Raw genomic sequence first — 22,466 nt, forward strand, 5'->3', positions numbered from 1 at the left:
TCGCCTTCCAATCGCGACTGCGGGACTCGCAAGCTCGTTCCTCGCGCTCATCAGTGAGCTCCAACCAGAGACTTGTCGGAGAGCTTCGGCGCGGTACGTCCCTCGATGTAGTCGAGGTAGTCCTGCTTGAAGTACTTCAGCGACGAGGTCACCGAGCTGGTCGCGCCGTCACCCAGACCGCAGAACGAACGGCCGAGGATGTTGTCGCAGGTGTCGAGCAGGGTGTCCAGGTCCTCGTGGGTGCCCTGGCCGGCCAGGATGCGCCGGTAGACCCGGACCATCCAGTAGTTGCCCTCCCGGCACGGGGTGCACTTGCCGCACGACTCGTGGTGGTAGAACTCCAGCCACCGGTAGGTCGCGTACACCGGGCAGTCCTGGTCGGAGAAGATCTGCGTGGCGGTGGTGCCCAGGATCGAGCCGGCCGCCGCCACCCCCTCGAAGTCCAGCGGCACGTCCAGGTGCTCGGCGGTCAGCAGCGGCGTCGACGAGCCACCCGGGGTCCAGAACTTCAGGTTGTGCCCGGGCTTCATGCCGCCGGCCAGCTCGATCAGCTCGCGCAGGGTGATGCCCATCGAGCACTCGTACTGGCCGGGGTTGGCGATCCGGCCGGACAGCGAGTAGATCATCGGGCCGGACGACTTCTCCGTGCCCATCGTCTTCCACCAGTCCGCGCCACCGAGCACGATGTACGGCACGCTGGCGATGGTGCCGACGTTGTTGACGACGGTCGGGCTGGCGTACAGGCCGTGGGTCGCCGGGAACGGCGGACGCAGCCGGGGCTGGCCGCGGAAGCCCTCCAGCGAGTCCAGCAGCGCGGTCTCCTCACCGCAGATGTACGCACCGGCGCCGGAGTGCACCACCAGGTCCAGGTCGAAGCCCGAGCCGAGGATGTTCCGGCCGAGGTAACCCTTGGCGTACGCCTCGTCGACGGCGCTGCGCAGCCGCCGGGCGGCGTGCACCGCCTCACCGCGGATGTAGATGTACGCCCGGTTGGCCCGGATCGCGTACGAGGCGATGATGACGCCCTCGACCAGCGAGTGCGGGTCGTGGGTCATCAGCGGCAGGTCCTTGCAGGTGCCCGGCTCGCCCTCGTCGGCGTTCACCACCAGGTAGTGCGGCTTCCCGTCGCCCTGCGGGATGAAGCCCCACTTGAGACCGGTCGGGAAGCCCGCGCCGCCCCGGCCACGCAGTCCGGAGTCCTTGACCAGCTGGATCAGGTCGTCCGGGTGCGCGTTGAGCGCCTTGCGCAGGGCGGCGTAGCCGTCCAGCTTCTCGTAGGTGCCGAGCCGCCACGCGTCCGGCGAGAGCCAGCGCTTGGTGAGCACCGGCGTGAGCTTGGCCAGCGTCTCCGGCCGAGGAGTGGTCACTTCCGGACCCCCGTTCCGCTCGCGTCCGCCGGGTCGGCGCCGTCCGCGCCCGTACCGGACTCCGCTTCCTTGAGGTTGCGCTCCTGCGCGCCGGCCGCGTCGCCGGCGGGCTTGCCGTCACCGGCCGGCGGGTTCGACGCCACGCCGGCCGCCTCCGCCGCCCGCGCGTCGCGCGGCGCCGGTGCCGGTCCGTCCACCGGGACCTTGGTGCCCGGGGCGTCCGGCGCCGGGGTGCTCGCGTCCGGCTGCCGGGTCTCGGCGGTACGCACCTGCGGCGACTTGGCGTCCGGCGCCTTCACGTCCGGCGCGGTGCTGCCGGTCGCCGCCTCCGGCTTGGCCGGCTCGGACGCGGGGGCCGGCTTCGCGGCCTCGGACTTCGCCTTCGCCTCGGCGGCGGCCCGGTCGGCCTCGGCCTTGCTGCGGATCGGCGTCTTCGGGTCGAAGCCCGGCACCGAGACGCCGTGCTGCTCGGCCAGGCGCAGACCGCGCAGGCTCGGCTCGCCCGGCCCGCCGTCGGCCACCGCACCGTCACGCTCGTCGGCGAAACCGGCGAGCTGGACCGCCATCTCCTTGAGCGTGCACAGCCGCGCCCCACGGGTCGGCATCGGCCGGCCGCCGGCACGCAGCTCCTCGACCACGTCGACAGCGGCCTGCGGCTCCACGTTGTCGAAGAAGTCGTAGTTGACTGTCATCACCGGGCCGTAGTCGCACGCCGCCAGGCACTCGGCGTGCTCCAGGGTGATCTTCCCGTCGGCGGTGGTCTCCTCGTGCCCGACGCCGAGGTGCTCGGCCAGGGTGTCGTAGACCTTCTGCCCGCCGAGCACGTCGCACATGGTGTTTGTGCAGACGCTCACCAGGTAGTCACCGGTCGGCTTGCGCTTGTACATGGTGTAGAAGGTGGCGACGGCGCCGACCTGGGCCTTGTTGAGCCCGAGCACCTCGGCGCAGAACTCGACACCGGCCGGGGAGACGTAGCCCTCCTCGGACTGGACCAGGTGCAGCAGCGGCAGCAGCGCCGAGCGGGACCGGTCCGCCGGGTACCGGGCGATGATCTCCCGGGCCCGGGCGCGAGTCGTTTCGGTAAAGCTCATCGGTCACAACCACCCATCACGGGGTCCAGCGAGGCGCCGCCGGCGATCACGTCGGCGATCAGGCCGCCCTCGGCCATCGCCGGGAGGGCCTGGAGGTTGACGAAGCTCGGCTCCCGGTAGTGCACCCGGTAGGGCCGGGTGCCGCCGTCGGACACCGCGTGCACGCCCAGCTCGCCGCGGGGCGACTCGATGCCGACGTACACCTGGCCCGGCGGAACCCGGAAGCCCTCGGTGACGAGCTTGAAGTGGTGGATCAGCGACTCCATCGACTGACCCATGATCTTGGCGACGTGCTCCAGCGAGTTGCCCATGCCGTCCACGCCGATGGCCAGCTGCGCCGGCCACGCGATCTTCTTGTCGGACACCATCACCGGGCCGGGCTTCAGGCGGTCCAGCGCCTGCTCGATCAGCTTCAGCGACTCGCGGATCTCCGCCACCCGGACCAGGTAGCGGCCCCACACGTCACCGTCGGTGTGCGTCGGCACGTCGAACTCGTACGTCTCGTATCCGCAGTACGGCATCGTCTTGCGCAGGTCCCAGGCGAGACCCGCGGACCGCAGCACCGGGCCGGTGACGCCGAGCGCCATGCAGGCGGTCACGTCGAGCACCGCGACGTGCTGCGTACGCTCCAGCCAGATCGGCTGACCGGACAGCAGGTTCTCGTACTCCTTGAGCCGCTTCGGCATCAGCTGGAGGAAGTCGCGGATCTTGCGGATCGCGTCGTCCGGGACGTCCTGCGCCACACCGCCCGGCCGCACGTACGCGTGGTTCATCCGCAGGCCGGTGATGGTCTCGAAGATGTCGAGGACGTACTCCCGCTCGCGGAAGCCGTACAGCATCATGTTGATCGCGCCCAGCTCCATGGCGGTGGTCGCCAGCCAGACCAGGTGCGACGAGACCCGGTTGAGCTCCATCATCAGCACGCGGATGGTGGTGGCCCGCTCGGTGATGTCGTCGGTGATGCCGAGCAGCTTCTCCACCGCGAGCGCGTACGCCGTCTCGTTGAACAGCGGCGAGAGGTAGTCCATCCGGGTCACGAACGTCGAACCCTGGACCCAGTTGCGGTACTCCAGGTTCTTCTCGATGCCGGTGTGCAGGTAGCCGACGACCGAGCGGGCCTCGCGGACCGTCTCACCCTCCAGCTCCAGGACCAGCCGCAGCACGCCGTGGGTGGACGGGTGCTGCGGACCCATGTTGACGACGATCCGCTCGTCGTTGATCGGGTCCGTGCCGGAGACGACCTCGTCCCAGTCCCCGCCGGTGACGGTGAAGACCTTGCCCTCGGTCGTCTCGCGCTCGGTCGCGTAGTTCGACGTGGTCATTGGTACGACCTCCTACGGTCCGGCGGGGGGATCTCCGCACCCTTGTACTCGACGGGGACGCCGCCCAGCGGGTAGTCCTTGCGCTGCGGGTGCCCCTCCCAGTCGTCCGGCATGAGGATCCGGGTCAGGGCGGGGTGGCCGTCGAAGACGACGCCGAACATGTCGTACGTCTCCCGCTCCTGCCAGTCGGCGGTCGGGTAGACGGCGGTGACGCTCGGGACGTGCGGGTCCTCGACGGAGACCGCCACCTCCAGCCGGACGATGCGGCGGTAGGTCATCGAGGTCAGGTGGTAGACCACGTGCAGGCGGCGCTCCTGCGCGCCCAGGTAGTCCACACCGGACACCGAGGAGCACAGCTCGAAGCGCAGCGCGAGGTCGTCGCGCATCACCTGGCAGACCTCGGCGATCCGCTCCGGGCGGACGTGCAGAGTCAGCTCGCCCCGGTCGACCACGACCTTCTCGATCGCGTCGCCGAAGTCCGGGTACGCCTCCTCCAGCGCGTCCCGCACCTCGTCGAAGTAGCTCCCGTACGGCCGGGCCGCCTCCTCGATGGGCTTGCGCGGGCGGACCAGGCCGCCGTAGCCGGAGACGTCACCGGTGCCCTGGTTGCCGAACATGCCCCGGCCGGCCGGGCCGGCCGGCGGGTACTCCGCCGGGGCGGTGGAGCTGGCACCGGCCGGGGTGGTGGGTACCGGCACCCCGCCGTCGTTGTTCTTGTCGTTGCTCATTTCGGGCCCCTATGCGACGCCTGAAGGTGGTTCTGCGCCTTCATCCAGTTCTCGATCCGCAGCTGCTCCTCACGCCCCTCGCGGACCGCCTTCGTCCACTCGGCACGCCGGGCCTTGTCGCTGCGGTACGACGAGGGCATCGAGCCGTACGGCACCACCGGCACGTCGCCGCGCGCCTGGCGGGCCTCCAGCATCTTGCGGCCGTTCGGGCCCAGCGGCTCGTGCATGATCTTCTCGCGCAGCTTGAGCACCGCGTCGATGAGCATCTCCGGCCGGGGCGGGCAGCCGGGAAGGTACATGTCGACCGGTACGACGTGGTCGACGCCCTGCACGATGGCGTAGTTGTTGAACATGCCGCCGCTGCTGGCGCAGACGCCCATCGAGATGACCCAGCGGGGCTCGGCCATCTGGTCGTAGATCTGGCGCAGGACCGGGGCCATCTTCTGGCTCACCCGGCCGGCCACGATCATCAGGTCCGCCTGGCGGGGCGAGGCGCGGAAGACCTCCATGCCCCAGCGGCCCATGTCGTAGTGCGGGCCGCCCGCCGCCATCATCTCGATGGCGCAGCAGGCCAGACCGAACGTGGCGCCCCAGACCGAGGTCTTCCGCGTCCAGTTGACCAGCTTCTCGACGCTGGTGAGCAGGACGCCGGAGGGGAGCTTCTCCTCGATGCCCATCTGCTACCTCCTCAGTCCCAGTCCAGGCCGCCGCGACGCCAGACATAGGCGTACGCGACGAAGACCGCGACGATGAACAGGACCATCTCCACGAAGCCGAAGATCGGCAGGGCGTCGAAGGAGACCGCCCAGGGGTAGAGGAAGATGATCTCGATGTCGAAGACGATGAAGAGCATCGCCGTCAGGTAGAACTTGATCGGGAACCGGCCGCCGCCGACCGGCTGCGGGCTCGGCTCGATGCCACACTCGTACGCCTCGAGCTTGGCCTTGTTCAGACGCCGCGGGCCGGCGAGTCGGGCAGCGGCCACGGAGAACAGCGCGAACGCCGCAGCGAGGGCGAACAGCCCGATGATGGGTGCGTAAGGAGAGAGCGTCATCGTTGTCCCCTGCTCGTCCTTCCCTGACCTCGGTGGTTGGCCAAAATCACACTATTCACGTCCCTCACGACCTCGGTCGGCGGGGTCGATCTCTGTCCGGCCCGTGGGGGTTCCGCCTCGGGCCGGTCGTCTCCTACACGGCCGGGGCCACCTTCGTCATCGCGTTGATGACCCGGTCCATCGCGTCCCCGCCGCGCGGGTCGGTCAGGTTGGCCAGCAGCTTGAGCACGAAGCGCATGAGCATCGGGTGCGGCATGCCGTGCTTGGTCGCCATCCGCATGATCTCGGGGCGGCCGATGAGCTTCACGAAGACGCCGCCGAGCCGGTAGTAGCCGCCGAAGCGGGCCTTCAGCTCCTGCGGGTACGCCATCAGCGCCCGCTCCCGCTCCGCGCCGGCCGGGCGGGCCAGCGCCTGCACCACGACCTCCGCGGCCATCTCGCCCGACTCCATCGCGTACGCGATGCCCTCGCCGTTGAACGGGTTGACCATGCCGCCGGAGTCACCGACCAGCAGCACACCGCGGGTGTAGTGCGGGACGCGGTTGAAGCCCATCGGCAGCGCGGCGCCGAGGATCGGACCCTCCGCGTTGGACTCGTCGGTCATCCCCCAGTCCTCGGGGGTGTTCGCGAGCCAGTCGGTGAGCAGCTTGCGGTAGTTCGTCTTGCCGAACGCCGAGGAGGAGTTCAGCACGCCCAGGCCGACGTTCACCCGGCCGTCGCCGAGGCCGAAGATCCAGCCGTAGCCGGGCAGCAGCGCGTCGCTGCCCTTGGCCCGCAGCTCCAGCCAGGACTCCAGGTAGTCGTCGTCGTGCTTGGCGGGCGAGCGGTAGTAGCGGCGGACGGCCACGCCGATCGGGCGGTCCTCCCGCTTGGCGAGCCCGAGCGCGAGCGGGAAGCGGCCGGAGACGCCGTCGGCGGCGACCACGAGCGGCGCGTGGAACGTGGCGGGTTCCTTGTCCGGGCCGACCTCGGCCTGCACGCCGATCACCCGGTCGTCGGCGCCGAGCACCGGCCCGAGGACGTTGACGCTGGTCTGCAGCTTCGCCCCGGCGGCGACCGCACGCTGGGCGAGCAGGTCGTCGAAGTCGAGCCGGGTGCGCACCAGGCCGTAGTTGGGGAAGCTGGCCAGGTCGGGCCAGTCCAGTTCCAGGCGTATGCCGCCGCCGATCACCCGGAGGCCCTTGTTGTGCAGCCAGCCCGCCTCGGGCGAGGTGTCCACGCCCATCCGGATCAGCTGCCGCACGGCGCGGGGCGTGAGCCCGTCGCCGCAGACCTTCTCCCGGGGAAACTCCGTCTTCTCCAGCAGCAGCACGCGTACGCCGTGCCGCGCCAGGTGGTACGCCGTGGCCGATCCTCCGGGACCGGCGCCCACGACGATGACGTCGGCGTCGTTCTCCACCGCGGTCATCCGCGCCTCCTCCCGCATGCTCGTGAAATGCTTCACAAGCCGATCCGGTTGGAGTCTATGACCGGCGTTACACCAGTACGCGCTGAGGGGGGCCTAACTTCGCGGAAACGCGCCGGTAAGAGCGTCGAGACCGGTCAGGGGCGCGCCTGCGCGGCCGGTCCGAGCCCGGCGTCGAGGCGGATGGCCTCGGGCAGATGGTCGCGCAACGCGCCACCGGCGGCCCGGTCCAGCGCGGCGAGCACCTCGGCGACGACCTGCCGGACATCTGCGGGATCCGCGCCGGCCAGCTCGCGGAGCTGCGCGATCAGCTCGGCGGCGTCGTCGCCGGTGGCGGCCTGGTCTGGTCCCGTCATGGGGGCGAGCCTACGGGACAAAGTAGACCAAAATCGGATATTCACGAAATGACCAGCGTCGGCTGGTCGGACGGTCAGTTTCGGACGGCCCGGTGCAGCGCCACGACGCCGCCGGTCAGGTTGCGCCACGCCACCCGGCCCCAGCCGGCCGCGCCGATCCGCGCGGCCAGCGCCGCCTGGTCCGGCCAGGCCCGGATCGACTCCGCGAGATAGACGTAGGCGTCCGGGTTGCTCGACACCGCGCGGGCCACCGCCGGCAACGACCGCATCAGGTACGACAGGTAGACCGTGCGGAACGCCGGGTTCACCGGAGTGCTGAACTCGCAGACCACGAGCCGCCCGCCCGGCCGGGTCACCCGGGCCAGCTCGGCCAGTGCCGCGTCGGTGTCGTTGACGTTGCGCAGCGCGAAGGAGATGGTCACCGCGTCGAAGCTCGCGTCGGCGAACGGCAACCGCAGCGCGTCCCCGGCCAGCAGCGGCACCGACGGACGGGTGCGCTTGCCCGCGTACAGCATGCCCAGCGACAGGTCCGCGCCGACCGCGTACGCCCCGGAGTGGGCCAGTTCCTCGGTCGACACACCGGTGCCGGCGCCCACGTCCAGCACCCGCTCACCCGGCCGCAACCCGAGCGCCGCACGGGTGGCCCGCCGCCACGACCGGTCCTGCCCGAACGACAGGACGGTGTTCGTCAGGTCGTAGCGGGCCGCGACACCGTCGAACATCGCGGCGACCTCGTGCGGCTGCTTGTCCAGGCTGGCGCGCTGGCCCTGCGGGGTACGGCTCACCCCTCCACTCTGCCAGCCGCGCCGCCCCCGCCTCCCCCCGGGTCAGTCGCCGGTGCGCTCCTTCATCGATCCCGGCACACGGCAGGGGCGGGATGGTCACCCATCCCGCCCCTGCCGCGGTGCGTTATATGAACGGCCCTCATGGGCCGATGGAGGACGACGGTCCGACGGACGCCGCAAGCGTAATGGCGTCGTCGGCTCACCGGGCCGTGCTCGACCGGGTCGCCGCCGACCTGTTACCTGCCTGCTAGCGGCCCGGATCGGTGGTGTCGCGCGGGCAGGCTAGCCGCCGGTGATCACGCAGGTGAAGACCTCTGGCGCAAGCTTCACCGGAAACGGGCGGAGCTCCGGCCGCACGACGGACACCGACCGGCCGAACGGCGGAACCCGGTCAGTTGACCTCGACCAGCGGCAGCGACTTCCCGGCGCCGCCGCCGGGCAGGGCGATCGACGAGAAGTGCGAGACGACGCGGTCGTCGCTCGGGTCGTCGGCCGGCGTGTGGTGCACCGCGAGCCGGTTGTAGAGCGTGTCCCGCTGGGCCGGGATCCGGTCGGCCGACCGGATCATGCCGATCAGCTCGTGCAGGTTCGACCGGTGCCGGGCACCGGCCGAGGAGATGACGTTCTCCTCCAGCATGATCGAGCCGAGGTCGTCCACGCCCATGTGCAACGCGAGCTGCCCGACGTCCTTGCCGGTGGTCAGCCAGGACGCCTGCAGGTGCGGGACCGTCTCGAAGAACAGGCGGGCCACCGCGACCAGGCGCAGGTATTCCATCGTGGTCGCCTGGGTGCGGCCCTTCAGGTGGTTGTTCTCCGGCTGGTACGTCCACGGGATGAAGGCCCGGAAACCGCCGGTGCGGTCCTGCACGTCGCGGATCATCCGCAGGTGCTCGATGCGCTCGGCGTTGGTCTCGCCGGTGCCCATCATCATGGTGGCCGTCGACTCCAGGCCCTGCCGGTGCGCCAGCTCCATGACCTCCAGCCAGCGCGCGCCGGACTCCTTCAGCGGCGCGATCGCCTTACGCGGCCGGTCCGGCAGCATCTCGGCGCCGGCACCGGCGATCGAGTCCAGCCCGGCGGCCTTGATCCGGGCGATGGCCTCGTCCAGGCTCACGCCGGAGACCTTCGCCATGTGCAGGATCTCGCTCGGGCCGATCGAGTGGATCGCGAGCTGCGGGTACGCCTTCTTGACCGAGGAGAACAGCTCCTCGTAGTACTCGACGCCGTAGTCCGGGTGGTGCCCGCCCTGGAGCATGACCTGGGTGGCGCCCAGCTCGACCGCCTCGCCGCAACGGCGCAGGATCTCCTCGGTCGGGTGGGTCCAGCCCTCCTTGTGCTTGGGGGCCCGGTAGAACGCGCAGAACTTGCACGCCGTCACGCAGACGTTCGTGTAGTTGATGTTGCGGTCGATGAGGTACGTGACGATGTTGTCCGGGTAGCGGCGCCGCCGTACCGCGTCGGCCGCCTCGCCCAGCGCGTGGAAGGGCGCGTCGGTGTAGAGCAGCAGCGCCTCCTCGGGCGTGATCCGCCCGCCGTCCGCGCCGCGTTGCAGGATGTCGTCGATCTCCCGGTTCGCCGTCACATCCCCGAGCGTACGTCGCGGGCCCGACGGCGGGAAACGCCACTCCTCACCCGGTGACGAGAGACCCACCCGGTCAGGGCATGCCCGGACTGGCCACCGGCAGCCCGATCGCCTTGGCCGCCTCCAGCAGCCGCTTGTCGTACGTGACGAACGCGACGAACTCGGCCGCCGCCTGCCGGGCCAGGACCTCGGCGGTGGCGAGGTGGACGGCGTCGAGGCTGCGCAGCATCGCCTCCGGGTACGCGCCCGCGGTCGCCCGGACCGTGGCGTCGATCTCGACCCGGTAGAGACGTCCCAGCACCGAGGGGACGCCGACCAGCGCCTGTGGTGCGGCACGACGCAAGGCCCGTGGCACCTCCACCTCGACGAGAGCCGACGACACCAGGGCGGTGCCGGCGCGCTCGTTCAGCCAGCCGAGCAGATCCGGCGTCTCCGCCTCCCGCCGCAGCATCTTGATGACCGCCGCCGAGTCGAGGTAGATCACCAGCGCTCCTCGTCGCGCGCCTCGATCAGGGCGGCTGCGGCGTCCACCGTGGGATCCCCGAGCACCGGCGGCATCGGGACCGGGCCGGTCGTGGTCGGGGCCGCGGCCCGGCCCTCGGCCACCAACCGGCCGAGGAGCGCGTCGCCGGCCAGCACCGGGACGAGACGGGCGATCGGCTCACCCCGATCGGTCACCTCGACCGTCTCACCGGCGCGCACCCGCGCCAGCACCCGGCTGGTGTGCTGGTTCAGCTCCCGGACGGCGATCTGCTCCATGAGCCAAGTGTAGGACGCAACGTTCTACGCGTCACGGATGGTGGTCGACCCGAAACGCCACCGCGGGAAGCGGAGCGCTGGCGTCGCCCGCCTACGCTCTCGGCGTGTCAGTCGTATCGCCCCCGCCCACCCCCGTACGCGTGGCCGGCGCCCGCTCCGCCCTCTGGTCCCTCATCATGACCGCCGTGCTCGTCGGCTTCGGCCTCGCTGTGATCGCGGTCAGCGCGGTGGTCGGCCACCTCACCGTGGGACTGCCGATCGCGGTGCCGATCTCTGTCGCCCTGGCCGGCTGCCTCGCCTTCGCGGTCGGCCTGCGCCTGCTGCACCGGGGCTGGTGGCTGACCCTCCTGTCGGTGCTGCCGGCCCTGTTCGTGCTGGTGGGCACCGTGCAGCTCGCGCCGGAGTCGGTCCTTCGGGAGCGCGGCGTCGCCCAGCAGGTGACCATCACCGACGTGGAGACCGCCGGCAAGCGGCACGAGTTCGCCCTCCAGGGCGACACCGGCCGGCTCGACGAGCCGCTGGTCTACCGGGGCAGCTCCCCCGGCTACCGGGTCGGCCAGCGGCTGACGGTGCTCGTCGACCCGCGGGGCGAGGTGGAACTGGCCGACGCGCGGGACGTGGACCCGGACGGGAAGCGGGGCATGCTCGTGCTCGGCGCGGCGGGATGGACCCTGTTCGCGCTGGTCGGCGGGTGGCGCGGCCACGTCAGCCGGGCCCGTGGCCGCGCCGCCACGGCACCGCCGGTGGTGTTCTGACCGGCGGCGCCGCTAGGCGTCGTAGTCGACAGTGAGTTCGTCGGTGACCGGGCTGGACTGGCAGGTCAGCACGTAACCGGCGGCGACCTCGTCGGGCTCCAGCGCGTAGTTGCGCGCCATCGTCACCTCACCGGACGTCACCTTGGCCCGGCAGGTCGAGCACACCCCGCCCTTGCAGGCGTACGGCAACTCGCCGCGCACCCGCAGCGCCGCGTCGAGCACCCGCTCGTCCCGGCCCATCGTGAAGCTGGACGAGCGCCCGTCCAGCAGGATCGTCACCTCGGTGCCGGCCCCGGGCCGGTCGGTCTCGCGCCGCACCGGCTCCGGCGGGGCGTCGACGTGGAACAGCTCGGTGTGCACCGCCGCGTCCGGCACGCCACGACCCGCCAGCACCGCCTTGGCGTCCACCACCATGCCGTACGGGCCGCAGAGGAACCACTCCTCGATCTCGTCACCGGGTACGACGGTGTCGAGCAGCCGGGTCAGCCGGTCGGCGTCGATCCGCCCGGACAGCAGCGCCGACTCGCCCATCTCGCGGGACAGCACGTGCACCAGGTGCAGCCGGGTCGGATAGCGGTCCTTCAGGTCGGCCAGCTCCTCGGCGAACATCACCGAGTTCGCCGTGCGGTTGCCGTACACGAGCGTGAACGTGCTGCGCGGCTCGGTGGCCAGCGCGGTCGCGGCCAGCCCGAGGACCGGGGTGATGCCGGAACCGGCGACCACCGCGCCGTACCGGCGGGCCCGGTCCGGGGTGAACGCGGAGGTGAAGTGGCCCAGCGGCGGCAGCACCTCGACGGTGTCGCCGCCGCGCAGCGCGCCGCAGGCGTACGCGGAGAACGCCCCGCCCGGAACCTCACGCACCCCGACCCGCAACCGGCCGTGCCGGGCCAGCTCGTCTGGGGTGGAGCAGATCGAGTACGACCGCCGCACCTCCTCGCCGTCGCCGTCGGCCGGACGGCGGACGGTGAGGTGCTGCCCGGCGGAGAACGCGAACGTCTCGCGCAGCGCCTCCGGTACCGCGAACGTGATCGACACCGAGTCGTCGGTGAGCCGGTCCACGGCGGCGACGGTCAGCGGGTGGAAGACCGGCCGGCGGCGGACCGGCCGGGTGATGGTGACAGTCACAGCGCCTTCAGGTGGTCGAAGGGTTCGGAACAGGACCGGCAGCGCCACAGCGCCTTGCACGCGGTGGAGCCGAAGCGGCTGATCTGGGTGGTCTCCGGCGACCCGCAGCGCGGACAGCGTACGGCGAGGGTCAGCGGCACCACCGTGTCGTCGCCGCGCGGCGCGGGCGGGGCGATGCCGGCGGCGGCGAGCTTGGCCCGGCCGGTGTCGGAGATCCAGTCGGTGCTCCACGCCGGGTGGTAGACGGTGCGGACCTCAGCGTCCGGATGCCCGGCGGCGGCCAGCGCCCGGCGGATGTCCTCCCGGATCACGTCCATCGCCGGGCAGCCGGTGTAGGTGGGGGTGATGGTGACGACGACCCGGCCGGTACCCGGTTCCTCGTCGACAGCGCGCAGGATGCCCAGCTCGTCGATGGTGATGACCCGGATCTCCGGGTCCACCACCGCCGCCGCGGCCGCCCTCGCGCTGCTCACCAGCGAGCTCCGGGGTGGGCGCGGTGCAGCACCTGCATCTCGGCGAGCAGGTAGGAGAGGTGCTCGGTGTGCAGACCGTCCCGGCCGCCGCCGGGTGCCCAGCCGGTCTCCGGCCGGGTCAGCGTGGCCTCGTCCAGCACCGCGGACACGGTGGCGTCGAAGTCGGCCCGAAGGGTGGACGGGTCGGCCGGCGCCGCCGGGTCCGGGGCGAACAGCTCATGGACGTACGGCCACACCTGGTCGACCGCGTCCTGCATGCGCCGGTGCGACTCCTCGGTGCCGTCGCCGAGCCGCTTCACCCACAGCGCGGCGTGGTCCAGGTGGTACGCCGACTCCTTGCGCGCCTTCGCCCCGACCGCCGCCAGCCGTTCGTCGGCGCAGCCGGCCAGCGCCGTGTAGAGCGGCGACTGGTACGCGGCCAGGAAGAACAGCTTCGCCATGGTCACGCCGAAGTCGCCGTTGGGCAGCTCGACCAGCAGGCAGTTGCGGAACTCGCGGTCGTCGCGCAGGTAGGCCAGGTCGTCCTCGTCGCGGCCCGCGCCCTCCAGCTCGCCCGCGTACGTGAGCAGCAGCCGCGCCGCGCCGAGCTGGTCGAGGGCGATGTTGGCGAGCGCGATGTCCTCCTCCATCTCGGGCGCGCGGGAGGTCCAATCACCGAGGCGCTGCGCGGCGATCAGCGCGTCGTCGCCGACGGCGAGCGTAAAGTCGAACAGGCTCATAGGTGCGCAGCCCCTTCGGGGACCTCGTAGAAGGTGGGGTGCCGGTAGACCTTGTCGGCGGCCGGGTCGAAGAACGCGTCCTTCTCGTCCGGGCTGGACGCGGTGATCGCGCTCGCCGGCACCACCCAGATGGAGACGCCCTCCTGACGGCGGGTGTAGAGGTCCCGGGCGTTGCGCAGGGCCATCTCGGCGTCGGGCGCGTGCAGGCTGCCGACGTGGGTGTGCGACAGGCCACGGCGGGCCCGCACGAAGACCTCCCACAGGGGAGAGGACGCGCTGTTCATGCCGTGCTGGCTGGGCATGCCCTCACGGCCCTCGCTTCGCTCGGTGCGTTCGCTCATGCCGCCACCGGCTCCTTTCGCTTCGCCCGCTTCGCGGCGTACGCCGCGGCGGCCTCCCGTACCCACGCGCCGTCGGCGTGCGCCTTGCGCCGGTGCGCCATGCGCTCCCTGTTGCACGGCCCGTCGCCCTTGATCACCCGCATCAGCTCGGCGTAGTCGGGCTGGGTGTAGTCGTACGCCTGCCGCTCGTCGTTCCAGCGCAGGTCCGGGTCGGGGAGGGTGAGGCCGAGCACCTCCGCCTGACCGACGCACATGTCGACGAAGCGCTGGCGCAGCTCGTCGTTGGAGAAGCGCTTGATCTTCCAGGCCATGGACTGGGCGCTGTGCGTCGAGTCGCCGTCCGGCGGGCCGAACATGGCAAGTGACGGGTACCACCAGCGGTCCACCGCGTCCTGCGCCATCGCCTTCTGCGCTTCGGTGCCGTGCGCCAGCGTGTGCAGGATCTCGTAGCCCTGCCGCTGGTGGAACGACTCCTCCTTGCAGACCCGGATCATGGCCCGGGCGTACGGCCCGTAGGAGCAGCGGCACAGGGGCACCTGGTTGACGATCGCCGCGCCGTCCACGAGCCAGCCGATCGCGCCCACGTCGGCCCAGGTCAGCGTCGGATAGTTGAAGATCGAGCTGTACTTCTGCCGGCCGTCGAGCAGCAGGTCCACCAGCTCGTCGCGGCTGATCCCGAGCGTCTCGGCGGCCGCGTAGAGGTAGAGGCCGTGACCGGCCTCGTCCTGCACCTTCGCGAGCAGGATCGCCTTGCGCTTGAGCGACGGCGCCCGGCTGATCCAGTTGCCCTCCGGCTGCATGCCGATGATCTCGGAGTGGGCGTGCTGGGCGATCTGCCGGATCAGCGTCCGGCGGTACGCCTCGGGCATCCAGTCGCGGGGCTCGATCTTCTGGTCGGCGCCGATGACGTCGGCGAAGTACGCCTCGACGTCCTCGTCCGGGGCCGCGCCACCGCGCCGGGCGCGTGCCGCCGCCTCGCGCAGCGCCGCCTCCGCCGCCTCCACCTCGCCGAGCAGGCCGCCGCCCGGAGCGTCCTCGGGCGGGGCGAAGTCATTGCCATACATGCAGCCAGTGTTACAGCTCGGCACGAACGACACCAGAGGGTGTAACAGGTTTCCGGGCCACCTGGCGTCACCGGCCGTGCGCGCGCCGCCATCGGCGCTGGTAGCTGTGATGTCGATCACTCGGAATAGAGGAAATCCCCCAAGCGCGGCAAAGTGGCTCAATATCCCGCCCACCCGGCAAAGTCACGGGTGTCGAGACCTGGCATCACAGCTGTCCGGAAGTAGACTTCCCCCCGGCAAACCGTTCGGCTTCATGATCGTCACCGTTCAGGCCACCGTCCCCCGGCCTGTCGGCGACCGGGCCGGACCCATGCGGAAGCGCCGGTCCCCCGGCCAGACATCTGGAGCTCACCACTCATGCGACCTCGCGTGACCATGGTGCTCGCCGTCGTGGCGATCCTCATCGGTGGCGTCATGCTGGTGCCGGCCGCGTACGCGAAGCTCGCCGGCGGCGGCGACGCGGGCGGCCTCGGCGGCGGTGCGCAGGTCCCGGCGCCGACGCCGACCGCGCCTGCGCCCCCGACGCTCGCCGACGCCCCGGTGTCGGTGAACTTCAAGGGCGAGTTCTTCTCCTGGGCCCTGATGGACCGCGAGACCGGCACTGTCACCGGCGCGAAGAACATGAACCAGACCAGCTCCACCGAGTCGATGCTCAAGGCCTGGATCGTCGCCGACTACCTTCGTCAGCTCGGCGACAAGCAGCCGGCCGCCGACCTTGAGAAGGCGGCGATCCTGGCGATCCGGAACAGCGACGACGACGGAGCGAACATGGTCTACCGGGCGGCCGGCGGCTCCTACCGGCCCCAGCCGGGCGGCAAGCCGGACCCGGTCATCGCGCGGGCGATCCGGATCTGCGGCCTGACCGACACCAAGCCCGGCGACGTGCCCCAGTACAAGGGCTGGTGGAGCTTCACCGAGATGTCCCCGCGTGACGCGGTCCGCCTCGGTGACTGCATCGCCGACGGCCGCGCCGCCGGGCCCAAGTGGACCAAGTGGCTGCTCAGCGAGATGACCAAGGTGGCCGGCAGCGTCAACAAGCAGGGCGCGCGGTCCGGCGGCGGCCGGTGGGGCATCATCGACGGCCTGCCGGCGACGATCAAGTCGCAGGGCCCGGTGCACATGAAGAACGGCTGGACCCAGCTCGCCTACGACGGCAACTGGCACGTCAGCTGCCTGGCGTTCACCGACAAGTGGAGTCTCTCCGTGATGATGCGGTACCCGGGCCGCGCCGGCCTGCCGTACGGTGCGAAGATGTGCGCCGCCGTGGCCACCCAGCTCGTGACGCCGCAGCCCGGCGCCGCGCTCAAGGTGCCGCAGCAGCCGGTCGGGAAGCTCTGATGGCCGGTGCCCGGCGTCGGCCCGGCAGCTATCGGCGCCCACTCGCCTTCAGCGCCCTGGCTGCGGTCCTCGTCGGCCTGCTCGGCCTCTCCCTTCGTGTGATCCCCGGTTCGCCGCTGGAGGCGACCGCGAACTCGCGTCCCGAACCGACGAACGAGCGGTCCACTCAGCAGTCCGTCGACCGCAACGCGCCACGCGTCGCCCCCTCACCGTCGATCGCCCCGCTGCCGTTCCAGGCGAAGAACCTGGACAGCCTCAAGATCAAGGGCTGGTACGCCTGGTCCGTGCTGGACAAGCGCACCGGGAAGATCATCGGCTCGGCGAACATGGGCGAGACCAGCACGACCGCGTCCCTGATCAAGTCCTGGGTGGTGGCCGACTACCTGCGCCTGAGCGCCGAGGACGGCAAGACGCCGAGCGATGCGAAGCTCGCCGACGCCACGAAGATCATCCGGGACAGCGACAACACCCGCGCCCAGGAGTTCTACGAGAACGTCGGCGGCTCGGACTCGATCGAGCGGCTGATCTCGATCTGCAAGCTGACCGACAGCGAGGTCGCCTCCGACGGCGGCTGGAGCCGCACCGAGCTGTCCCCTCGTGACACCGCCCGGCTCGGTCTCTGCATCGACGACGGCCGCGCGGCCGGGCCGAAGTGGACCAAGTGGCTGCTCAACGAGATGCGCCAGGTCCGCGCTCCCGGCGACTTCGGCATCCGCAAGGCGTTCCCGGCGGCCGAGCAGAAGAAGATCGCCATCAAGAACGGGTGGATCGACCGGGACAAGGAAGAGGAGTACCACGTCAACTGCCTGGCCATCGGCGACACCTGGACGATGGGCGTGATGCTGCGCACCCCGTTCGGCGTCGAGGGCGGCTGGGAGTACGGCATGGACGCCTGTGAACGGATCACCAAGGCGCTGCTGCGCCCCGCGACCTGAGCCACGCGAATCCAGCGACCTGAGCCCACGCGCCCGCCCGCCGGCCTGAGCCCCGGGCGGCGGCGCGGTCAGCCCTGGAAGAACTCCGGGCCGCCGGCCGGCAGCGCCGGCACCTCCCCGTACGCGGCCGCCCGGCGGGCGAACTCGCGCAGCCCGGCCACCTGCCGCTCACCGAGCGAGAAGTCGAGCGCCCGGAAGTACGTGGCGAGCGTCGCCGCGTCGAACGTCTCCCAGCGCGCCGCCGCCTCCGCCACCTGGTCCAGCTCGGCCAGGCACAGGTCACGCGAGCGCAGGAACGCCTCGTGCACCTCCTTGACCAGGCCCGGGTGGGCGGCGGCGAACTCGCGGCGTACCGCCCAGACGGCGAACACCATCGGCAGGCCGGTCCAGTCGTGCCACGCCTGCCCCAGGTCGGTCACCTCGAGGCCCTTGGCCGGCGCCTCGTAGAGGGCGCGCAGCGCCACGTCACCGATCAGCACCCCGGCGTCGGCCTCCAGCAGCATCTGGGTCAGGTCCGGCGGGCAGCGGAAGTACTCCGGGCGCACCCCGTGCCGCTCGGCGAGCAGCAGCTGGGCCAGCAGCACCCCGGTACGCGACGTGGAGCCGAGCGCCACCCGGGCGCCGTCCAGCTCGCCCAGCGGGCGGGTGGACACCACGTTCACCGAGAGCACCGGCCCGTCGCTGCCGACCGCCAGGTCCGGCAGGAGCAGCAGGTCGTCGGCGTGCTTGAGGAACTCCACCAGCGTGATCGGGCCGATGTCCAGGTCACCGGCGACCAGGTCGGCGCTCAACCGGTCCGGCGAGTCCTTGTGCAGGTCGACGTCGATCAGCGCGCCGGACCGCATCAGCCCCCAGTAGATGGGCAGGCAGTTGAGGAACTGGATGTGCCCCACGCGGGGGCGGGCGATGCGGTCGGCCATGACCCGACCGTATCGCCGTGGCTCCGACCTCGCCGCCGGGGGATCCGATCGAGTGGTGAACTCCGCTCCCGGCGGGAAGGAAGGGCCCCTTGTTAACGCCTCCGGTAGAGGAAGGGCCCCTTCTTAACACCAGCGGTCACACGGGCCCCGCCGCCACGGCGACGGCAGGCGTGGCCGCTCGGTTGGCGGCACGCTCGGCGCGTACCGCGCGGCGGACCGGCCAGGCCAGCGCCACCACCACCAGCAGACCGGCCACGCCGCATGCGGCGACGAGCGCGCGCGGACCGGCCACCTCCAGCAGCAGGCCGCCGACCAGGTAGCCGCCCATCGCCGCGCCCTGCGCCGCCGCCCCGAAGACGGCGAACGCGCGGCCCCGCGCCGCCTCCGGCACCCGCCGGGCCAGCAGCAGGTTGTTGAAGACGTTGTCGCCCCCGTTGCCCACCCCGCCGAGCAGCCAGATCGGCACGAGCAACCACGCCGAGGGCACCGCGGCCGAGACGAGCACCGCCAGGCAGCATCCGCCGAGCAGCACCAGCCCGGCCCCGAGCAGCGCGCCGTCGTCGGCGAGCCGGCGGGCGATCCGGGCGAACAGCCACGCGCCGAGCACGATGCCGAGCGTCCAGGAGCCGGTGACCAGGCCGTACACGGTGGTGCTGCTGCCGAGCGTCTCCCGGATGAAGAAGACCTCGATCACGTTCACCGCGCCGACCGCGCCGATCACCGCGGCCACGCTGCCGACCATCACGGTGAGCAGCGGGTCACGGCGCAGCCGCCAGGCGGGCGCGACCGCCGCGGCGACCGCGGCCGGCGTCCGGCGCCCTCCCCTGCGGGTACGGATGAGCAGCCCGGCCGCCACCAGCGCGAGGTAGCTGAACGCGTCGACGAGCAGCGGCACCCGGGTGCCGAACTGCCCGACGAGCAGCCCGGCCAGCGCCGGACCGGCAAGCGCGCCGAGCGTCCCGGCGGTCTGGTTGAGCGCGCCCGCCCGGGGCAGGTCCTCTGGCCGGACCATCACCGGCACCAGCGCGGCGATCGCCGGCTGAGTGACCGCGAGCCCGGTCGCCAGGAGCGCCACCAGCGCGATCACCAGCACCGGATCCCGCGCGTACGCGAGGGCCAGGCAGACCGCGGCCTGCGCGAGACCAGCGGCGACGAGCAGCACCCGGCTGTCCACCCGGTCGGCGAGCCGGCCGGTCAGCGGCGCGAGCACCACGAGCGGCAGCGTCGCGGCGAGCAGCAGCCCGGAGACGGCGAGTCCGCCGGCGCCGGCGGACTGGAGGGCGAGCGTGAGCGTGGCGGCGGCGAGGAAGTCCCCGCAACTGGAGATGCCGCGCGCGGTGGCCGCGAGCCAGACGTCCGGCCAGCGCGACTCGTCAGTTGTGAAGGACATACTTCGAAAGTAATCCTTCACAACTGACGCGCGCAAGCCCTCAGTCGACGGGCATCGCCCGGTACTGGGTCGCCACCGGCCGAGCGCCGGCCGGCGGATCGGTCCGGGTCCGCCGCCGGTACGGCTCCATCAGCGCCTGGACCGCCTGGTTCAGCTCGGTCAGCTCCTCGGCGGTCATGAGCAGCATGCTGTCGCTGAACCAGGTCGCCGCGTACCACTCCGGCGACTCGTCCGGCGCCCGGCGCAACCAGTCCCGGACCCGCTGGGCGTCACGGACCATGTGCGCCTCGACCAGGGCCGCCTCGGCGGCACGCGCCTCCGGATCGGCGCCCGGCCCCACCTCCACATGGAACGACGGATTCACCGCCTGCCACACCCGCTCCCGGGCGTCACCCCGGCCCGGCGCCTGCCGGACCAGCCCGAACTTCGCCAGCTCGCGCAGGTGGTAGCTGGTGGCGCTCGGCGACAGCCCGGCGATCTCGGCGCACTCGGTGGCCGTCGCACCGCCCTCCAGCGTGCCGAGATGTTCCATGATCGCCATGCGGGCCGGGTGAGCGAGTGCCCGCATCACCTGCGGATCACTGATCGTCACCCGGCTCCGGCCGGGAAGCGCCTCGGTCATGCCTCAATGATCGCCGCCAGGCCGGGCCGACGGACACGCCCCCCGCGGTCGACGCCCGGAAATCCGTTGGCGCGACCCGCCGGTGCTCCCGTAGCGTGGAGGGCCGCCCGACGGCCGCGGTGAGCATGCACCGCAGCGGACGTCCCCGCGCCGGGAGCAGGCCAACCGCCCCGGACACGCGAGCGAGCCTCAGTTGAGCCATCGGAGTTCACAGTGCCCGCAACCGATCTTGACGCCACACCCGGTCTCGACGCCGAGCTGACCGCCGAACGTGCCCACCTCGACGCCTCCCGCGCCGCGCTGAAACGGATGCGGGAACGCGCCGAGGCGCTCTTCGCCACCGGTGACAAGGTGGCCGGTGACTCGTACACCGCCGAGCAGCTCGGCCGGCACATGGCCCGGCGGGTCAAGGAACTGGCCGACGACCCGACCACCCCGCTGTTCTTCGGCCGCCTGGACTTCGGCGGCGACGACTCGGACCACGCCGGGCGGGAGTACCACGTCGGGCGCCGGCACGTCACCGACGAGCTGGGCGAGCCGCTGGTGCTGGACTGGCGGGCCCCGGTCTCCCGGTCGTTCTACCGGGCCAGCGCGCGTGATCCGCAGGGTGTCGCCGTACGCCGCCGGTTCGGGTTCAGCGCCGGGACGCTGACCAGCTTCGAGGACGAGCACCTGGACCGGGGCGAGGAACTCGGCACCGCCAGCCGCATCCTCACCGCCGAGATCGAGCGCCCCCGCGTCGGCCCGATGCGCGACATCGTGGCCACCATCCAGCCGGAGCAGGACGAGCTGGTCCGCGCCGACCTGGCCGACTCGATCTGCGTGCAGGGCGCGCCCGGCACCGGGAAGACGGCGGTCGGGCTGCACCGCGCCGCGTACCTGCTCTACCTGCACCGGGAACGGCTGCGCCGCTCGGGCGTGCTGATCGTCGGGCCGAACCGGGCGTTCCTGTCGTACATCGCGGCGGTGTTGCCCGCGCTCGGTGAGGTCGAGGTCGAGCAGGCCACAGTGGAGGACCTGGTCGCGCGGGTGCCGGTCCGCGCGGTCGACGACCCGGCCGCCGCCGCGCTCAAGCACGACGTCCGGATGGCCGAGGTGCTGCGCCGGGCCGTCGAGGCCCACATCGGTACGCCGACCGAGCCGATCATGGTGTCGGACGGCTCGTACCGGTGGCGGATCGGGCTGGACCCGCTGCACCGGCTGGTCACCGAGACGCGCCGGGAGGGGCTGCCCTACGCCACCGGCCGGGAGCGGGTGCGGGCGCGGGTGGTGGGGCTGCTGCAACGCCAGGCCGAGGCGCGCCGGGCGGAGTCACCGAGCGACGCCTGGCTGCGCCGGATGAGCCGGATCAAGCCGGTCACCGACCTGCTCGACACGGTCTGGCCGGCGCTCACCCCGGACGGGCTGCTGCACCGGCTGCGTACCGACGCCGACGCGCTCGCCGCCGCCGCGGACGGCCTGCTCACGCCCGAGGAGCAGGAGCTGTTCCGGTCCGGCAAGATCGGCCGCACCGCGAAGGCAACGCGATGGACCGCCGCCGACGCGGTGCTCATCGACGAGGTGGCCGGGCTGCTGGAGCGGCCTGGCGGCTTCGGGCACGTGGTGGTAGACGAGGCGCAGGACCTCTCCCCGATGCAGTGCCGCGCCATCGCCCGGCGCAGCGAGCACGGCTCGATCACGCTGCTCGGCGACCTGGCCCAGGGCACCGCGCCCTGGGCGGCGACCGACTGGCGGGACTCCCTGGCCCACCTGGGCAAGCCGGACGCCGCTGTGGTGCCGCTGAGCGTGGGCTTCCGGGTGCCCGCCGCCGTGGTGGCGTTCGCGAACCGGCTGCTGCCGGCGCTCGCCGTCGACGTACCCCCGGCCCGGTCGCTCCGCAACGACGGCGCGCTCGACGTGCGTACCGCCGAGGACCTGACGGCCGCGACGGTGGCCGAGGTGCGGGCGGCGCTCGCGCACGACGGCTCGGTCGGTGTGATCGCGGCCGACGACGCGGTCGACCGGCTCCGCGCGGCGCTCGCCGACGCGGGCGTCGAGACCGCCACGGCCGACGACGTCGAGGCCGCGGCGCGCGTCACAGTGGTCCCGGCGACGCTGGTCAAGGGCCTTGAGTACGACCACGTGGTGGTCGTCGAGCCGGCCGCGATCGTGGCCGCCGAGCCGCGCGGGCTGCACCGCCTGTACGTGGTGCTGACCCGGGCGGTCTCCCGCCTGGCCGTGCTGCACCGCGAGCCGCTGCCCGCGCCGCTGGCCGCCTGACACGGGCGGGCCGGCCGCGCTGACGTGGACGGCCGACTGCGGTCCTGGACGGCCCGGCCGCCCTCGTGGCGAGTGG

General features: G+C 72.0%; 24 protein-coding genes. 4 read left to right on the forward strand and 20 right to left on the reverse strand.

Going from position 1 to position 22,466, the window contains the following annotated elements; translation table 11 throughout:
- Positions 1–50: 50 nt before the first annotated feature.
- The 12 genes from nuoF to OC439_RS28600 form a co-directional block, all read right to left on the reverse strand.
- A complete protein-coding gene (nuoF, locus tag OC439_RS28545) occupies positions 51–1,367 on the reverse strand; it encodes an NADH-quinone oxidoreductase subunit NuoF (RefSeq protein ID WP_262016135.1) in 1,317 nt (438 codons plus the stop codon).
- Positions 1,364–2,458 (reverse strand): NADH-quinone oxidoreductase subunit NuoE, encoded by a 1,095-nt coding sequence (nuoE, locus tag OC439_RS28550; protein WP_262016136.1) that lies wholly within the window; start codon positions 2,456–2,458, stop codon positions 1,364–1,366. The genes nuoF and nuoE overlap by 4 nt, the downstream gene beginning before the upstream one ends.
- On the reverse strand, positions 2,455–3,780 hold the full coding sequence (locus OC439_RS28555) for an NADH-quinone oxidoreductase subunit D (protein WP_120572080.1): 1,326 nt from the start codon (positions 3,778–3,780) through the stop codon (positions 2,455–2,457). The genes nuoE and OC439_RS28555 overlap by 4 nt, the downstream gene beginning before the upstream one ends.
- Positions 3,777–4,508: an NADH-quinone oxidoreductase subunit C gene (locus OC439_RS28560; RefSeq protein ID WP_262016137.1), complete on the reverse strand. Its 732-nt coding sequence runs from the start codon at positions 4,506–4,508 to the stop codon at positions 3,777–3,779. Before OC439_RS28560 ends, OC439_RS28555 begins: the two co-directional genes overlap by 4 nt.
- Complete coding sequence (locus OC439_RS28565; RefSeq protein WP_013283602.1) at positions 4,505–5,185, reverse strand: NuoB/complex I 20 kDa subunit family protein; 681 nt, start codon at positions 5,183–5,185, stop codon at positions 4,505–4,507. Before OC439_RS28565 ends, OC439_RS28560 begins: the two co-directional genes overlap by 4 nt.
- A gap of 11 nt (positions 5,186–5,196) precedes the next feature.
- Positions 5,197–5,562: an NADH-quinone oxidoreductase subunit A gene (locus OC439_RS28570; RefSeq protein ID WP_013283601.1), complete on the reverse strand. Its 366-nt coding sequence runs from the start codon at positions 5,560–5,562 to the stop codon at positions 5,197–5,199.
- A gap of 133 nt (positions 5,563–5,695) precedes the next feature.
- Positions 5,696–6,970 carry a geranylgeranyl reductase family protein gene (locus OC439_RS28575; RefSeq protein WP_030273587.1) on the reverse strand — a complete coding sequence of 425 codons (1,275 nt, stop codon included), beginning with the start codon at positions 6,968–6,970 and terminating at the stop codon, positions 5,696–5,698.
- A 134-nt stretch (positions 6,971–7,104) separates the two neighbouring features.
- The gene (locus tag OC439_RS28580) at positions 7,105–7,323 is read right to left on the reverse strand and encodes a hypothetical protein (protein WP_262016138.1); all 219 of its coding nucleotides are present in this window, start codon (positions 7,321–7,323) and stop codon (positions 7,105–7,107) included.
- 74 nt (positions 7,324–7,397) lie between these two features.
- The gene (locus OC439_RS28585; RefSeq protein ID WP_091414513.1) at positions 7,398–8,108 is read right to left on the reverse strand and encodes a demethylmenaquinone methyltransferase; all 711 of its coding nucleotides are present in this window, start codon (positions 8,106–8,108) and stop codon (positions 7,398–7,400) included.
- Between the two features lie 391 nt (positions 8,109–8,499).
- Positions 8,500–9,690 (reverse strand): cyclic dehypoxanthinyl futalosine synthase, encoded by a 1,191-nt coding sequence (gene mqnC / locus OC439_RS28590; protein ID WP_262016139.1) that lies wholly within the window; start codon positions 9,688–9,690, stop codon positions 8,500–8,502.
- A gap of 73 nt (positions 9,691–9,763) precedes the next feature.
- On the reverse strand, positions 9,764–10,174 hold the full coding sequence (locus OC439_RS28595; RefSeq protein ID WP_262016140.1) for a type II toxin-antitoxin system VapC family toxin: 411 nt from the start codon (positions 10,172–10,174) through the stop codon (positions 9,764–9,766).
- Positions 10,171–10,449 carry a type II toxin-antitoxin system Phd/YefM family antitoxin gene (locus OC439_RS28600; protein WP_262016141.1) on the reverse strand — a complete coding sequence of 93 codons (279 nt, stop codon included), beginning with the start codon at positions 10,447–10,449 and terminating at the stop codon, positions 10,171–10,173. Before OC439_RS28600 ends, OC439_RS28595 begins: the two co-directional genes overlap by 4 nt.
- A 104-nt stretch (positions 10,450–10,553) precedes the next feature.
- Between OC439_RS28600 and OC439_RS28605 the strand changes: the two genes are divergently transcribed.
- Positions 10,554–11,204: a DUF3592 domain-containing protein gene (locus tag OC439_RS28605; RefSeq protein ID WP_262016142.1), complete on the forward strand. Its 651-nt coding sequence runs from the start codon at positions 10,554–10,556 to the stop codon at positions 11,202–11,204.
- Between the two features lie 12 nt (positions 11,205–11,216).
- On the opposite strand, the gene paaE is transcribed toward OC439_RS28605, so the two are convergent.
- The 5 genes from paaE to paaA are packed head-to-tail and all read right to left on the reverse strand — an operon-like array spanning position 11,217 to position 14,926.
- Positions 11,217–12,329: a 1,2-phenylacetyl-CoA epoxidase subunit PaaE gene (gene paaE / locus OC439_RS28610; RefSeq protein ID WP_262016143.1), complete on the reverse strand. Its 1,113-nt coding sequence runs from the start codon at positions 12,327–12,329 to the stop codon at positions 11,217–11,219.
- Positions 12,326–12,802: a 1,2-phenylacetyl-CoA epoxidase subunit PaaD gene (gene paaD, locus OC439_RS28615; RefSeq protein ID WP_194802044.1), complete on the reverse strand. Its 477-nt coding sequence runs from the start codon at positions 12,800–12,802 to the stop codon at positions 12,326–12,328. Before paaD ends, paaE begins: the two co-directional genes overlap by 4 nt.
- A complete protein-coding gene (paaC, locus tag OC439_RS28620) occupies positions 12,799–13,521 on the reverse strand; it encodes a 1,2-phenylacetyl-CoA epoxidase subunit PaaC (RefSeq protein WP_262016144.1) in 723 nt (240 codons plus the stop codon). Before paaC ends, paaD begins: the two co-directional genes overlap by 4 nt.
- Positions 13,518–13,862 (reverse strand): 1,2-phenylacetyl-CoA epoxidase subunit PaaB, encoded by a 345-nt coding sequence (gene paaB / locus OC439_RS28625; protein WP_410054968.1) that lies wholly within the window; start codon positions 13,860–13,862, stop codon positions 13,518–13,520. The genes paaC and paaB overlap by 4 nt, the downstream gene beginning before the upstream one ends.
- A complete protein-coding gene (gene paaA, locus OC439_RS28630; RefSeq protein WP_262016145.1) occupies positions 13,859–14,926 on the reverse strand; it encodes a 1,2-phenylacetyl-CoA epoxidase subunit PaaA in 1,068 nt (355 codons plus the stop codon). Before paaA ends, paaB begins: the two co-directional genes overlap by 4 nt.
- A gap of 357 nt (positions 14,927–15,283) precedes the next feature.
- Here paaA and OC439_RS28635 point away from each other — a divergent pair, with 357 nt between their 5' ends.
- Both OC439_RS28635 and OC439_RS28640 read left to right on the forward strand, forming a co-directional pair.
- Positions 15,284–16,264: a hypothetical protein gene (locus tag OC439_RS28635; RefSeq protein WP_262016146.1), complete on the forward strand. Its 981-nt coding sequence runs from the start codon at positions 15,284–15,286 to the stop codon at positions 16,262–16,264.
- Positions 16,264–17,199 (forward strand): hypothetical protein, encoded by a 936-nt coding sequence (locus OC439_RS28640; RefSeq protein ID WP_262016147.1) that lies wholly within the window; start codon positions 16,264–16,266, stop codon positions 17,197–17,199. Before OC439_RS28635 ends, OC439_RS28640 begins: the two co-directional genes overlap by 1 nt.
- A gap of 68 nt (positions 17,200–17,267) precedes the next feature.
- On the opposite strand, the gene OC439_RS28645 is transcribed toward OC439_RS28640, so the two are convergent.
- The 3 genes from OC439_RS28645 to OC439_RS28655 all read right to left on the reverse strand — a co-directional run bounded on the left by OC439_RS28645 (position 17,268) and on the right by OC439_RS28655 (position 20,131).
- On the reverse strand, positions 17,268–18,119 hold the full coding sequence (locus OC439_RS28645; protein ID WP_194802049.1) for a menaquinone biosynthetic enzyme MqnA/MqnD family protein: 852 nt from the start codon (positions 18,117–18,119) through the stop codon (positions 17,268–17,270).
- Positions 18,120–18,255: 136 nt separating this feature from the next.
- Complete coding sequence (locus OC439_RS28650; protein WP_262016148.1) at positions 18,256–19,509, reverse strand: MFS transporter; 1,254 nt, start codon at positions 19,507–19,509, stop codon at positions 18,256–18,258.
- A gap of 40 nt (positions 19,510–19,549) precedes the next feature.
- On the reverse strand, positions 19,550–20,131 hold the full coding sequence (locus OC439_RS28655) for an ArsR/SmtB family transcription factor (RefSeq protein WP_262016149.1): 582 nt from the start codon (positions 20,129–20,131) through the stop codon (positions 19,550–19,552).
- A 213-nt stretch (positions 20,132–20,344) separates the two neighbouring features.
- Between OC439_RS28655 and OC439_RS28660 the strand changes: the two genes are divergently transcribed.
- Entirely contained in the window at positions 20,345–22,390 is a 2,046-nt protein-coding gene (locus OC439_RS28660) for a HelD family protein (RefSeq protein WP_262016150.1), read from the forward strand.
- The last annotated feature ends 76 nt before the right edge of the window (positions 22,391–22,466 follow it).

It is taken from the genome of Micromonospora sp. Mcm103, assembly GCF_024519755.1.
Classification (GTDB): domain Bacteria; phylum Actinomycetota; class Actinomycetes; order Mycobacteriales; family Micromonosporaceae; genus Micromonospora; species Micromonospora aurantiaca.